This is a genomic window from Microbacterium sp. GXS0129, assembly GCF_044769785.1.
In the GTDB taxonomy this organism is placed as follows: Bacteria; Actinomycetota; Actinomycetes; order Actinomycetales; family Microbacteriaceae; genus Microbacterium; species Microbacterium nymphoidis.
Genome location: NZ_JBIZVZ010000001.1, coordinates 23,950 through 37,681, shown reverse-complemented (window position 1 = coordinate 37,681; position 13,732 = coordinate 23,950). Strand labels below are relative to the sequence as shown.

The 13,732-nt window shown below is 70.3% G+C and carries 12 protein-coding genes; 7 read left to right on the top strand and 5 right to left on the bottom strand.

The features are described 5' to 3' along the window. The first annotated feature begins 3 nt into the window (after positions 1-3). The 7 genes from ACIQJ5_RS00185 (at position 4) to ACIQJ5_RS00155 (ending at position 7,772) form a co-directional block, all read left to right on the top strand. Positions 4-1,089 (top strand): ABC transporter ATP-binding protein, encoded by a 1,086-nt coding sequence (locus ACIQJ5_RS00185; RefSeq protein WP_402839614.1) that lies wholly within the window; start codon positions 4-6, stop codon positions 1,087-1,089. Continuing rightward, complete coding sequence (locus ACIQJ5_RS00180) at positions 1,089-2,831, top strand: iron ABC transporter permease (protein WP_231091033.1); 1,743 nt, start codon at positions 1,089-1,091, stop codon at positions 2,829-2,831. Before ACIQJ5_RS00185 ends, ACIQJ5_RS00180 begins: the two co-directional genes overlap by 1 nt. 31 nt (positions 2,832-2,862) lie before the next feature. Next, a complete protein-coding gene (argH, locus tag ACIQJ5_RS00175) occupies positions 2,863-4,368 on the top strand; it encodes an argininosuccinate lyase (RefSeq protein ID WP_231091034.1) in 1,506 nt (501 codons plus the stop codon). Positions 4,369-4,378: 10 nt separating this feature from the next. Then, positions 4,379-5,386, top strand: a complete 1,008-nt coding sequence (locus ACIQJ5_RS00170) for an ROK family protein (RefSeq protein ID WP_402839609.1) — start codon at positions 4,379-4,381, stop codon at positions 5,384-5,386. A 60-nt stretch (positions 5,387-5,446) separates the two neighbouring features. Continuing rightward, positions 5,447-5,995, top strand: coding sequence for an OsmC family protein (locus tag ACIQJ5_RS00165; protein ID WP_231091036.1), 549 nt, complete (start codon positions 5,447-5,449; stop codon positions 5,993-5,995). A 162-nt stretch (positions 5,996-6,157) separates the two neighbouring features. Next, positions 6,158-6,859: a FadR/GntR family transcriptional regulator gene (locus tag ACIQJ5_RS00160; protein ID WP_402839606.1), complete on the top strand. Its 702-nt coding sequence runs from the start codon at positions 6,158-6,160 to the stop codon at positions 6,857-6,859. A 16-nt stretch (positions 6,860-6,875) separates the two neighbouring features. Then, positions 6,876-7,772, top strand: coding sequence for a dihydrodipicolinate synthase family protein (locus ACIQJ5_RS00155; RefSeq protein ID WP_402839604.1), 897 nt, complete (start codon positions 6,876-6,878; stop codon positions 7,770-7,772). A 28-nt stretch (positions 7,773-7,800) separates the two neighbouring features. On the opposite strand, the gene hemL is transcribed toward ACIQJ5_RS00155, so the two are convergent. From hemL to hemE, 5 genes are read right to left on the bottom strand one after another with little or no spacing between them, the layout of a single operon-like run. After that, complete coding sequence (gene hemL, locus ACIQJ5_RS00150; RefSeq protein ID WP_402839601.1) at positions 7,801-9,120, bottom strand: glutamate-1-semialdehyde 2,1-aminomutase; 1,320 nt, start codon at positions 9,118-9,120, stop codon at positions 7,801-7,803. After that, positions 9,117-10,088: a porphobilinogen synthase gene (gene hemB / locus ACIQJ5_RS00145; protein ID WP_402839598.1), complete on the bottom strand. Its 972-nt coding sequence runs from the start codon at positions 10,086-10,088 to the stop codon at positions 9,117-9,119. Before hemB ends, hemL begins: the two co-directional genes overlap by 4 nt. Positions 10,089-10,132: 44 nt before the next feature. After that, positions 10,133-11,131, bottom strand: a complete 999-nt coding sequence (gene hemC / locus ACIQJ5_RS00140) for a hydroxymethylbilane synthase (RefSeq protein ID WP_231091041.1) — start codon at positions 11,129-11,131, stop codon at positions 10,133-10,135. Then, positions 11,128-12,627 carry a protoporphyrinogen/coproporphyrinogen oxidase gene (locus tag ACIQJ5_RS00135; protein ID WP_402839594.1) on the bottom strand — a complete coding sequence of 500 codons (1,500 nt, stop codon included), beginning with the start codon at positions 12,625-12,627 and terminating at the stop codon, positions 11,128-11,130. The genes hemC and ACIQJ5_RS00135 overlap by 4 nt, the downstream gene beginning before the upstream one ends. Next, complete coding sequence (hemE, locus tag ACIQJ5_RS00130) at positions 12,617-13,714, bottom strand: uroporphyrinogen decarboxylase (RefSeq protein WP_402839592.1); 1,098 nt, start codon at positions 13,712-13,714, stop codon at positions 12,617-12,619. The genes ACIQJ5_RS00135 and hemE overlap by 11 nt, the downstream gene beginning before the upstream one ends. Positions 13,715-13,732 lie beyond the last annotated feature (18 nt).

The window sequence follows — 13,732 nt, the reverse complement described above, 5'->3', positions numbered from 1 at the left end:
TCCATGGTCTCGGTCACCCTGCACAATCTGCACAAGTCATTCGCCCGTTCGGGCACCGTCGTCAACGGCCTCGATCTCGTGATCGAGGACGGCGAGTTCTTCACGCTGCTCGGCCCCTCCGGCTGCGGCAAGTCGACCACCCTGCGCATGATCGCCGGGTTCGAGGAGCCGGACGAGGGCACGATCCACTTCGATGAGCGCGATGTGACGTTCGCCCCGGCGAACAAGCGGGACGTGGGTCTGGTGTTCCAGAACTACGCGCTGTTCCCGCACATGTCCGTCGCCAAGAACGTGGGCTTCGGGCTGGACGTGCGCGGCGTGCGGGGTGCCGAGGCCGATCGGCGCATCGGCGACGTGCTGGCCCAGGTGGGCCTCACGGCGCAGCGCGATGCCCGTGTCGACGAGCTCTCGGGCGGGCAGCAGCAGCGTGTTGCGCTCGCCCGAGCGCTGGTCTTCCGTCCGCAGCTGTTGCTGCTGGACGAGCCGATGTCGAACCTGGACGCGAAACTGCGCCTGGAGATGCGTGGGGCGCTGCGCGACCTGCACGCGGAGACGGGCATCACCTCGGTGTACGTCACGCACGATCAGGCGGAAGCCCTGGCGATGTCCACGCGCATCGCGGTGATGAACACCGCGGTGGTGCACCAGGTGGGTACCCCGGACCAGGTGTACTCCCGCCCGACCACGGCGTTCGTCGCCGGCTTCCTCGGTCGCAACAACCTGATGACGGCCACCGTGGCAACCGTCGCGGACGGCACGGCGACCCTGGTGCTGAACAACGGCTCCACCCTGGAGGCGCGCACCGTCAACGCCGCCCCGGGCGTCGACTTCACCCCCGGCGGCCGCGTGGTGACCACCGTGCGCGCGGAGTCGGTGCGCGTGGCGCAGGACGGCGAGACCGCCAACGTGGTCAGCGGCACGGTGGCCGACGTCGACTTCATCGGCTACTCCCTCTCCTGTGAGCTGGACAGCGACCTCGGGCGCATCAAGGTGGATCTCACCGGTTCTCACCGCCGCCCCGAGCGCGGCGACACGATGCGTGTGGTGCTGCCGGTCGACGCCGTCTACACCGTCCCTGCGGAGGACTGATGGCCTCCCTCACCCACGCGCAACGCGTCACCGGCCCCAGCAAGCGGCCCTCGTGGATCCGCCGCCGCTGGTCCACCGTGCTGACGCTCGCCGTCCTGCTCATCGTCCTGTTCGGCTACGTCATCGGCCCGATGATCGCCACGGCGCGGCGCAGCGTCTCCCAGGACAAGGCGGCCGTCCTCGGGTTCTCGTTCAAGGCCTGGGGCGATTTCTTCGCCAATCCGGCGCAGACCTCGGCCATCGGCGGATCCATCCTGGTCTCCGTGCTCTCGGTGATCTGCGCCGGGGTGCTCGGCACCGCCGTGGCCATCCTCCTCACCCGGTGGGAGTTCCCGGGCCGGCGCATCCTGCAGGTGCTGGCGATGCTGCCCATCGCCCTCCCGCCGCTCATGGGCGTGTGGTCGTTCAAGCTCCTGTTCGGCGTGGGCGGTCGCATTCCGTTCGCCATGCAGGAGTGGTTCGGGCTGGATCAGAAGATGTTCTGGTTGCAGGGCATGGCGGGTGTGCTCATCGTGCACGCCATGACGATGTACCCGTACTTCTACCTCACCGTCTCGGCCGCCCTGGTCAACGCGGACGCCTCGCTGGAGGAGGCTGCAGCATCGATGGGCGCAGGCAAGGCACGCATCTGGATGCGCGTGATCCTGCCGATGCTGACCCCCGCCCTGGTGGCAGGGTCCCTCATCACGTTCATGTCGGCGATGAGCTCCTATACGGCGCCTCTGCTGTTCCAGTACACCGACGTGATGACACAGCAGATCGTCATAGCCAAGACCAACGGCGACATGCGCCTGGCCTCGATCATCTCGACCACCCTGGCCATCATCTCGATCGCATTCCTCGCCATCATCCGCTCCTACGAGCAGCGAAAGGTGTACCGGACGCAGTCGAAGGGCGGCGGTCGCAAGCGGTCGACACTCACCAGCACACCGGCGAAGGTCGTGCTGCTGGTGATCTCCATCCCGGTCACCGTCTTCCTGGTGCTGCCGATCATCATGATCGCCGTGCTCTCCGTCACCGCGAAGGGCGGCTGGCTGATGAGCGTGCTGCCCACCGGATGGACGCTCGAGTGGTGGGCGCGCATGTTCACCGGCTTCGACTTCTGGCGCCCGGTGACCAACTCGCTGTTGATGAGCGTGATCGCCGTCGGCGGTGCGATCCTCCTGGGCGCGGGCGCGGCGTACGTGATGAGCCGCATGAAGTTCCGCGGCAAGCTGGCCCTGGACATCGCGGTGATGCTGCCGTGGGCGCTGCCGGGGACGGTGGTGGCGATCAACCTCATCACCGCGTTCTCCAGCCCCTCGCCGTTCGCGTTCGGCAACGTGCTGGTCGGGACCTTCGCGATCCTGCCGCTGGCGTACTTCGTGCGGTTCAATCCGCTGATCTTCCGCTCGACGTTCGCCTCCCTCAGCCAGCTCGACCCGAACCTCGAAGATGCCGCCCGTAGCCTCGGAGCCACCTGGTGGTACTCCTTCCGCCGGGTCGTGCTCCCGCTGATCTCCCGCGGCATCATGGCCGGCGCGCTGCTCGCCTTCGTCGACGGCGTCGGCGAGTTCGTCGCCAGCGTGCTGATCTACACCCCCGACTGGGTGCCCCTGTCGATCGCCGTCAACAACGAGAACTACCAGGGCAACATCGGCATCGGCTCGGTCTACGGCATGATCCAGGTCTTCCTGGTGCTGATCGTGCTGGCCGTCACCAACCGCATGGGTGCGCGAAACGGCGCACCCGCCGCCCTCTGAACCGATCAGAAGTACCGAAGGAAACAACGAAATGAACCGCGACGAGATCGTCCAGCGCGACGGCGACGTCTTCCCCGGCGCGAGCTACACCACCGCTGTGCTGCGCCCCGCCTACGACGAGGCCAAGCGCATGCTGCTGCCGTCGATGATGCAGATCCACCGCGCCCATCTCCTCATGCTCCACACCGCGGGCATCCTCAACGACACGGATGCGGCCACCATCGCCCGCTCCCTCGACGAGCTCGACCTGGACGCCCTGGCCGCCAGTGAGTACACCGGCGAGTACGAGGACCTGTTCTTCACGGTGGAGCACCGCATGATGGAGATCGGCGGCGACGTCACCGGTAGCCTGCACACCGCTCGAAGCCGCAACGACATGGGCATGACGCTGTACCGCATGGTCATGCGCCACCAGCTGGTGCGCGTGCTGGAGGCCGCCGGCGAGCTCTATGAGACGCTCGTGCGTCTGGGGGCCGAGCATGCGGACACGCTCAACCTCGAGCACACCCACACCCAGCCCGCGCAGCCCTCGATCCTGGGCCATCGCTTCCTCGCCATCGCCGACGTGCTCGGGCGCGACATCCGTCGCGTGCAGCAGGCGTACGCCTCGCTGGACTACTCCCCCATGGGCGGCGCGGCCCTCACCGGCACCGGCTTCCCGATCAACCGCGAGCACATGGCCGAGCTGCTCGGCTTCCGCGGCCTCGTGGAGAACTCCTATGACGCCGTGGCCGCCACCGACTACATCGCGCACTCCGCGATCACGCTGCAGCTCATGGCGGTGGACACCGGCCGCAGCTGCGTCGACTTCCTGAACTGGTGCACCGCCGAGTTCGGTCTCTACCGCGTGGCCGCCCCCTACGTGCAGATCTCGTCGATCATGCCGCAGAAGCGCAACCCGGTGTCCATCGAGCACTCCCGCTCGCTGCTGTCCGCGGCCTCGGCGAGCGCGGCGACCGTGCTCACGATGATGCACAACACGCCGTATGGCGACATCGTCGACACGGAGGACGACCTCCAGCCGCACATCTGGCGCGCGGTGGACATCCTCACGAACGTCCTGCAGCTGCTCACCGGCGTGCTCGGCACCATCCAGGTCAACACCGACGTGATGCGTGAGCGTGCACTGGCATCGTTCGCCAACGCGACCGAGCTCGCCGACACCCTCGTCCGCGACGGCGGCCTGACGTTCACGCAGGCGCACACCATCGTGTCGCGTGTCGTCCGTGAGGCGGACGCGGCCGGCATCACCGACGTGCGCACCATCGACCCCGAGCGCGTGCACGCCATCGCTCGCGAGGTGGTCGGGCACGACGTGGCGCTGACGCCGGCAGACATGGCGCGCGCGCTCAACGCCGACAACTTCGTCGCGGTGCGCACCTCCACGGGCGGTGCCGCGCCGAGCGAGGTCGCCCGCATGGCGGCCGAGCGCGCCGAGGTCGCCACCGAGTTCCGCGGCTGGCTGGACGATGTCCGCTCTCACCTCGCGAGCGTCGACCAGCGCCTGCGCGATGAGACCGCGGCGCTGCGCGGCTGACGGCGACATCGTGACTGCATCCGTGCCGGAGGCGGCGGGTACCGTCCTCGGGATCGACTTCGGTGGCACCAAGGTGGAGCTGCGCATCGAGCGCGAACCCGGCTCGGTCACGCCGATTCCGCTGGGCCGGCTCAGCACCGCGCTGACAGGTCCGGACGGACGGGTCGTTCCCGATCCCGACGCTGCGCACCGCACGCCCTCCGCCGATGTCCGGCTGGAGATCGGCGCGGGCGAATCGGCCGACAGCGTGCTCGGGCGCACCTTCGACATCGCGCGCGCCCTCGTCGACGCGGCGGGCGGGGTGGACGCCGTCGGCGTCTCCACGCCCGGCATCGTCCTCGATGACCGCGTCGATCTCGCCCCCAACGTGGTGGGGTGGGGTGACCTGTCGCTGTCGGACCGGCTGCGCGACGGGCTCGGCGCCGAGCGGATCGTGGTGGAGAACGATGTGAAGGCGGCTGCCCTCGCGGAGGCCCGCCAGGGCACGCTGGTGGATGCAGACCCCGGACTCTATGTGAATCTGGGCACGGGCATCGCGATCGCGCCGGTGCTCGGCGGTGCCGTGCTGCGCGGCGCACACGGCGCAGCCGGCGAGATCGGCTACGGCGTGGTGGGTCCCCTGCCGGACTGGTCCGGCGGCGGCGCCCCGCTCGAGGAGTACGCCGGAGGCGGCGGACTGCTGCGACGGGTGACGGCATCGGGTCTGGGAATCGCCGACGTCCCCTCCCTGGTGGCCGCCTCCACCAGCGGGCACGAGAGCGCCACACGCTTCTGGCTCGACGCCGTGGACGAGCTGGCACGCCACCTCGTCACCGCCACGCTGACCATCGACCCGCAGCGCGTCACGCTCGGCGGCGGCATGGTGCGCGTCGGCCGGGCGCTGATCGATCCGCTGCACGGGCGGCTCGCATCGGCCCTGCCGTACCCGCCCGAGGTCGTGGTGTCGGCGTTCGGCGCCCGCGCGGCGCTGATCGGCGCCTGCATCCTCGCCCGCGACGCTCTCGCACATCACGACTGATCCGATCCGGCCCTGGCCACTCCAACGGCGGGGCCGGATCGCCACCATCCAGGAGATGACATGACCGAACCGACCGCCGAACTCGCCGCAGAGCGCTCCCTCGCCACCCACCTCGTGCAGAAGGGACACGCGATGCGCGCCGCCGCCGTCGCCCGGCCCGCACAAGAGGACTGGGACGAGGTCATCGAGGCGCGATGCGTCGCGGACGACCACACCGGCGTCCGCAAACTCGCCATCCGGGAGTTCTCCTTCCTCGGCGACGGCGGTGCCGACATCGGCGGCTGGAACCTCGGTCCGTCCTCGCCCGAGTACCTGCTCGGGGTGATCAGCACCTGCCTCACGCACACGTTCCTCTGCCTCGCGGCGATGCGGGACCTGCCGCTGAATCGCGTCGAGGTCCGCGTGCAGGCGAACAACAACGACGCGGGGTTCTTCGGCGTGAGCAGCGACCGCCCCACCCAGCCCCACGACATCCGCATCCACGTGGAGCTGGACGCCCCCACGCTGTCGGCGGAGGAACGACGAGCGTTCATCGCCGAGGCCGAGGCGACCTGCCCCGTGGTGAAGGCGCTGCGCGAACCCCAGTCTCTGACTCTCGTCTCGGGGTAGACCCCGCCACGCCCTCGCGCCACACCGCGAGATATCAAGCACGTCCGAGAGACCCTGCACCGCGGGACATCTCGGACGTGTTTGCGTTTCGGTAGGGACGGTTAGCAGATATCTGATATCTGGGATATAAAGGTGTCAGGAGCAGCAGGAAAGGGATGGGATATGCGCGAGCCACTGTCACAGCAAGCACAGCGGGCCATCCGGCAGTACATCGTCGATCACCGGCTCGGGCCCGGTGACACCCTTCCCTCCGAAGGCGAGCTGTCCGCCCTGCTCGACATGGGGAAGACCTCGGTGCGCGAGGGTGTCCGCGCCTTGCAGAGCCTTGGTCTCGTCGAGGTGCGCCACGGCACGGGGCTCTTCGTCAGCGAGTTCAGCTTCGACCCGATCCTGGATCAGCTCCCCTACCGCCTCCTGACCGACGATGCTCCGCTGCGCGATGTACTGCAGGTGCGCCGCGCGCTCGAAGAGGGACTGATCGAGCAGGCGGCGGCGCGGCTCAGCGCCCAGGACCTGGACGAGCTCGACGTGCTCGTCCAGCGGATGCGCAGCGAGGCCGTGGACGGCGTGGTGCCGGCCATGATCGATCGCGCATTCCACCAGGGGGTGTTCCGCTGCCTCGGCAACCCGCTGGTGCTGCAGATGATCGACATCTTCTGGACGATCTTCGACCGGGCGACGGCGGACGTCCGCTCACTCCACGTCCATCACACCGCCGAGGATCATGCGGCGATCGTCGACGCCATCCGCTCGGGCGATACCGCGGCCATGCGCGCCGCGGTCGTCGACCACTTCGCCGACATCCAGCACAACGTCGGCTCCCTCTCCGCCCGCCCGCGCGGCGCAACGACGATCGACAGCTGACGGAAAGGACGAACACATGCGCGGAATCATCCCCGCTCTGCTCACCGCCTACGACGCGGACGGAGCATTCGATCGCCGACGCAGCGACACGCTCGTGGACCGGCTCATCGCGGACGGCGTCCACGGGCTCTTCGTGTCCGGTTCCACGGGCGAATCCCTCCTGCAGAGCCCGCACGAGCGGATGACCACGCTGGAGGCGACGGCGGAGCACGTCGCAGGTCGCATCCCGCTGATCGCGCACGTCGGCGCGCTCGACACACCGACCACGCTCAGCCTCGCACGCTTCGCCGACGGCCTCGGTGTCGACGCGGTCTCCGCGGTGACGCCGATCTACTACGCGCTGGATCAGCGATCCCATGCGGAATACTTCCGCGCCCTCGCGGACGCCACGAACGCGCCGCTGATCGCGTACCACATCCCGGGCCGGTCTGGGGTGCAGCTGCCGACCTCCTGGTTCCTCGACCTCGCCGCGGACGGCGTGATCCAGGGCGTCAAGTACACCGCAACGGATCTGTACCAGCTGGCGGAGATCCGGCGCTCCACGCCGGCCGGGTTCCTCGTCTACAACGGCTCCGACGAAGTGCTTCTCGGCGGACTCGCGCTGGGCGCCGACGGCGGGATCGGTTCGACGTACAACGCGATCCCGGGCGTCTATCTCGCACTGTGGCGCGCGTTCCACGACGCCGACCTGGCCGGTGCCCGCACGCATCAGGCCGAGGCCAACCACTTCATCCACGCTATGAACGACTACAACTTCCTGGCCTTCCTGCGCCAGATGCTCCAGCTGCGCGGCATCGAGATGGGATCCAGCCGTGCCCCGCTGCCCTCGCTGTCTGCCGCGGAGAGCGAGGCCCTCGTTCAGCGCGTCGCCGACGATCCCGTCCTGCGCCGCATCGTGCTCCAGAGCACCTGAACGGCGCGGGCGGACGGAAGCGCGGGCGTCAGACCTCCGCGGCGGCGCGGGCCGCGCCGGGGAGTGCCGCGGCGATCCGCTCCAAAGCCGCATCGTCGTGAGCCGCCGTGACGAACCATGCTTCGAAGGCGCTGGGCGGCAGATTGACCCCGGCCTCCAGCATCGCGTGGAAGAACGCTCGATGCTGCGCCACGTTCTGCCGCTGCACGGTGGCGTAGTCGCGGGGTGCCTCAGCGAACTCACCGAAGACGACGCTGAACAGGGTTCCCGCGCGCTGCAGGTGGAAGGGCACACCGGAGGCGGTCAGAGCGGCCGATACCTCAGAGGCGACGGCGTCGGCCGCGCGGGCGAGGGCACGATAGGTGTCGTCATCGGCGTGACGCAGCGTGGTGAGACCGGCGGCCACCGCCAGCGGATTGCCGGAGAGCGTGCCCGCCTGGTATACCGGACCGAGCGGTGCCAGCAGGTCCATGATCTCGGCGCGACCACCGAGTGCGGCGAGCGGAAGACCGCCGCCCACCACCTTCCCGAAGGTGAACAGATCCGGGGCCACCCCGGCGGGCACCTGCTCCTTTTCGATGCCCCAGTACCCCGAGCGGCTGGCGCGGAAGCCGGTGAGCACCTCGTCGACGATCACCAGGGCACCGTTGCGGTGAGCGAGCTCGATCAGCGCGCCGGTGAATCCGGGCATCGGAGGGACCACGCCCATGTTCGCGGCCGCGGATTCGGTGATCACCGCGGCGATCCGCTCGCCGTGCTGGGCGAAGGCCGCCTCGAGCGCCGCGAGATCGTTGTACGGCAGCACCAGCGTCTGACCCGCCGTCTCCGCGGTCACACCGGCGGAACCCGGCATCGCCAGGGTGGCGAGTCCCGAACCGGCTTCGGCCAGCAGTCCGTCCGAATGGCCGTGGTAGTGGCCGGCGAACTTCACGATGAGCGGACGGTTCGTCGCGCCGCGAGCGAGGCGGATGGCGGTCATCGTGGCTTCCGTGCCGGTCGAGACCAGCCGGAGCCGTTCGATGTCGGGCATCCGCGCGATGATCTCCTCGGCCAGCTCCGCCTCCTGCGGAACCGACGCCCCGAAGCCGAGTCCGCGACCGGCGGCCTGCTGCACGGCGTCGACCACCGCGGGGTGCGCGTGCCCGAGCAGAGCCGGCCCCCAGGACGCCACCAGGTCGACGTACTCGTTGCCGTCCACGTCCGTGACGTAGGCCCCGCTCCCGGAGACCAGGAATCGCGGCGTCCCGCCGACGGAGCCGTAGGCGCGCACCGGGGAGTTGACCCCGCCCGGGATCACACGTGACGCACGAGCGGCCAGGGCGGCACTGCGTGTGGTGTCCATGCTCATCGCAGCCACCCCGCAAGCTCCACGGCGAAGTAGGTCAGCACGGCATCAGCTCCCGCGCGACGGATGCCGAGCACCGACTCCTCGATCACCCGACGACGATCGATCCAGCCGTTCGCGGCGGCGGCCTCGATCATCGCGGCCTCGCCGGAGACCTGGTAGGCCCACACCGGGACCGGGCTGACGGCGGCCACGTCGGAGAGCACGTCCAGGTAGCTCATCGCCGGCTTCACCATGACGATGTCGGCGCCCTCGGCGATGTCGAGCTCGGCTTCGCGCAGCCCCTCGCGACGGTTGGCCGGGTCCTGCTGGTAGGCACGCCGGTCTCCGGTGAGCTGCGAGTCCACCGCTTCGCGGAACGGACCGTAGAACGCCGATGCGTACTTGGCCGAGTAAGCGAGGATCGCGGTGTCCTGATGGCCCGCCGCATCCAGCGCCTCCCGTACCGATGCCACCTGGCCGTCCATCATGCCGGACAACCCGAGAAGGGCGGAGCCCGCCTCCGCCTGGGCGAGAGCCATCGAGCGATAGCGCTCCAGGGTGGCGTCGTTGTCCACGGCACCGGCACCGTCCAGCACGCCGCAGTGGCCGTGGTCGGTGAACTCGTCCAGGCACAGATCCGTCTGCACCACCAGCGCATCGCCCGCTTCCGCGACCACGGCACGCGTGGCCACGTTGAGGATCCCGTCCGGGTCGTCCGCCGCACTCCCCCGCGCATCGCGAACCGCCGGCACACCGAACAGCATGATGCCGCCGATGCCCGCCTCCGCCGCCTCGGCGGTGGCACGTCGGAGCGAGTCGATGGTGTGCTGCTGCACTCCCGGCATGGAGCCGATCGGCTGCGCCTGGTCGATGCCCTCGCGGACGAAGACCGGCAGGATCAGCTCCGCCGGGTTCAGCCGGGTCTCCGCGACCAGCCGGCGCATCGCCGGGGTCGTGCGCAGCCGGCGCGGACGGATGGTGGGGGTCATGCGATTTCCTTCTTGTCCTCTGATCGATGAGACGCCTGCGGGCGTCATCGCGCAGCACCCAGCGGTGCGAGTTCCGCCGCACCCCGGGCGAGCAGGTCGGCTGCCACCACACGACCCAACTCCTCCGCCGCGGCGGAGTCGCCCGGGTGCCAGTCATGCGCCGCGGTCCCGGTGAGGCGCGAGCCGCCATCGAGTGCGTAGACGTGCCCGCTGAGGGTGAGTCGTCCATCGGCGATCGACGCGTGTGCGCCGACGGGCGCAGCGCAACCCGCCTCCAGCGCGGCGAGCAGCGCACGCTCGGCGAGCGCGCACGCGCGAGTCGCGCTGTCGTCGATGGCGGCGAGGGCGGTGGCGTACGGCTCCACGGCCACGTCCGCCGCGCGCACCTCGATGGCCAGCGCCCCCTGACCGGGAGCGGTGGGTGCGTCTTCCAGCGAGAAGCGCTCCGTGATCACCGACGAACGGCCGAGGCGATCCAGTCCGGCGCAGGCGAGCACCACGGCGTCGAGGTCGGCGTCGACACGGGCGAGCCGGGTGTCGACGTTGCCGCGCAAGTCCTGCACGTCCAGATCCGGACGGCGGGCGAGCAGCTGGGCGGCGCGACGGGGCGATCCGGTGCCGACCCGGGCTCCGGCGGGGAGATCCGCCAGCGTCAGGCCGCCCCGCGCGCACAGGGCATCGCGCGCGTCCGCGCGCTCCGGGATCGCGCCGATCACGATCCCCTCGCACGCACCGGTGGGCAGATCTTTCAGCGAGTGGACCGCGATGTCGCATTCCCCGTCGATGAGAGCATCCCGCAGCGCACTGACGAAGACACCGGTGCCGCCGAGCTGCGAGAGGGGGGCGCGCGAGGTGTCGCCGTGCGTGGTCACCAGCACGAGGACGACATCCAGGCCGGTGGCGGCCGCGATCGCCTCGGCCACCGTGGTGGTCTGCGCGACCGCGAGCGCGCTGCCCCGGGTACCGATCCGGAGCAGCCCCGGACGCGCGGGAAGCGGCGCCTCCGATCGGTGGACGCTCACCGTGGGCGTGGTGTCATTCATCTCTGCGGATGTACCTCTCCGGTCGGGGTGGAACCGGAGACGCTCCGGTGAAGTGCTGCGAGGGTGTCGGCCGCGACGCGACGCGCACCGGGGATCACGGAGGCCAGTCCGGTGCCGCTGACCCAGTCTCCCGCGAGAGTGATGCCGGGAGGCAGCGGGTGGGAAGTCGCCGCGTGGGAGATGCTGGAGTTCGTCCACACCCGGCGGCGCATCCCGCGGACCGCCGACGGCGACAGCTCCAGGCCCAGGATGCGAGAGGCGTCGATGAGAGCACGCGCGGTGGCGGCCCGGTCGTCCAGCTCGCGCGTCTCGGGCGCTCGTCCGAGGCGACCGTAGGAGAGCCGGAGCACATGTCGTCCCGCCGCTCGCTCGGCGCCGCGCTGCGGCCATTTCACGGTGACGTGCGTCAGCGCCTTCGCGGTGATCACGGGTGCGTCGGCGACTTCGGCGACCAGCGCTCCGGTGCCGCGGGGCGCGGCATCCAGTCGCGGGTCCTCGACCAGGAGCGCGACGACCTCCACCTCTGCGGGTGTGACCTCAGGATGACCGAGGAGACGGGCCGCGATGTGCTCCGGCACGGCGAGCACGACGGCATCAGCGTGCAGCTGTGCCGTGTCGGCGGTGCTGATCCGCCAGAGGCCCGGAGTGCGCTTGCCTTCCGGTACCGCAGGACCCGATGCCGCAGGAGCCGGGGTATCGTCGCGATGGAGTGCCACGACGCGAGTGCTGGTGCGGACCGTCACACCGAGCTGATCCAGCTCGTCGCGCAACCGCGTCACCAGGCTCGCCATCCCGCCGCGAAGGCCTGCGACCGCACCTCCGGCGGCAGTGCGGCTGGCTCGAAGATCGCGCGCGGCGAGGATGAGCGATCCGCGGCGCTTGTAGGCCTCGGCAAGCCCGGGGACGGATCGGAGCGTCATCTCAGCGGGATCGGTCGAGTGGATGCCCAGCACCACGGGCCGAACCAGCCGGTCGAGCACGCGAACTCCGAGTCGCGCGCGGATCACCTCGTCGAGCGCGCCCGTGCGGCCGACCGACGGCGGAAGCAGCGGCTCCACGGCGGCGCGGCACGCCCCGAGCACGCCCAGCGCGCGGAGCGTGGCCCACGACAACGGCGTCGCCGGGATGCCGATGGTGCCCGCAGGCGGAAGCGGAACGGCACGCATCGCGTCGGCGGTGACGACCCACGAGCCCAGGGGCGCAGGGTTCACGATGTCCTCCGACATCCCCAGCTCGGCCAGGAGGGCCGCGACGGCACCGCCGCGGGTCGCGAACGACTCTGCCCCGATGTCGAGAGCGACATCGTCGATGCTCTCCCCCCGCACCCGTCCGCCGAGGTCGTCCTCGGCTTCCAGCAGCACCACCCGGGCACCCGAGCGAGCCAGATCGCGCGCGGCGACCAGCCCGGCGATGCCGCCGCCGATCACGGCGACCGCATCGTGTCCCTCGAGAGGAGCACCCGATGCCGTCGACCGCTGCGCGGCGTCAGTGAGCATGTGCCCGTTCCACGATGCGGGTGAGGACGTCCGGGTCGGTCTCCGGCGGGACGCCATGACCCAGGTTCAGCACGTGCGCCGGGGCGCGCTCACCGCGGCGGATGACCTCGTCGAGGTGAGCCTCGCGCACCGCTGCCGGCGCGCCCAGGTAGGCGGGGTCGAGGTTCCCCTGCAGCGGGAACGCATCACCGAGCCGGCGGCTGGCGTCGTCCAGTGGCGTTCGCCAGTCCACGCCCAGCGCGCTCGGGGCGATTTGGGCGAGCTCCTCCAGCAGGTGCCCGGATCCCACGGCGAAGTGGATGGTGGGCACGCGCTCGGCGGAGTCGGCTGCGACACGCACGTCCCGCACCGCATCGAGCGTGCGCCGCGAGGCGGGAGCCACATGGGCGCGATAGTCGGCGGCGCTCAGCGATCCCGCCCAGGAGTCGAAGAGCTGAACCGCACTGGCTCCGGCCTCCACCTGAGCCTGCAGGAAGGTGCCGGACAGGTCGGCGGCCCACTCCAGCAGCTCGCGCCAGGTGTCCGGATCGGCGTGCATGAGCGTCCGCGCCCGCAGGTGGTCGCGCGACGGGCCGCCCTCCACCAGGTAGGCGGCAAGCGTGAACGGCGCGCCCGCGAAGCCGATCAGCGGGGTGGTGCCCAGTTCGGCGACCGTGAGGCGCACCGCCTCGCGCACCGGCTCCAGCGCTTCGCGCAGCCGTTCGGGGGTGAACTCCGCACGGGCACGGGCCACGTCCGCCGCGGTACGGATCGGGTTCTCGAACACCGGACCGCGTCCGGCGACGAGGTCCACGTCGACACCCGCCAGCCAGAGCGGCACCACGATGTCGCTGAAGAACACGGCGGCGTCGACGCCATGACGGCGCACCGGCTGCAGGGTGATCTCGCTCGCAAGCTCGGGCGTCACGCACGCGTCGAGCATGCGGTGATCGGCCCGGATGCTGCGGTACTCCGGCAGGGAACGCCCAGCCTGACGCATGAACCACACCGGAAGCCGGTCGGGGCGATCGCCGCGGAGGGCGCGCACGAGCGGGGCATCGGCAGTGCGGCCGTCGACGAGCGGGTGGGAAGCCTGGAGAGTGTTCATCAGATGAAGATGCTAACT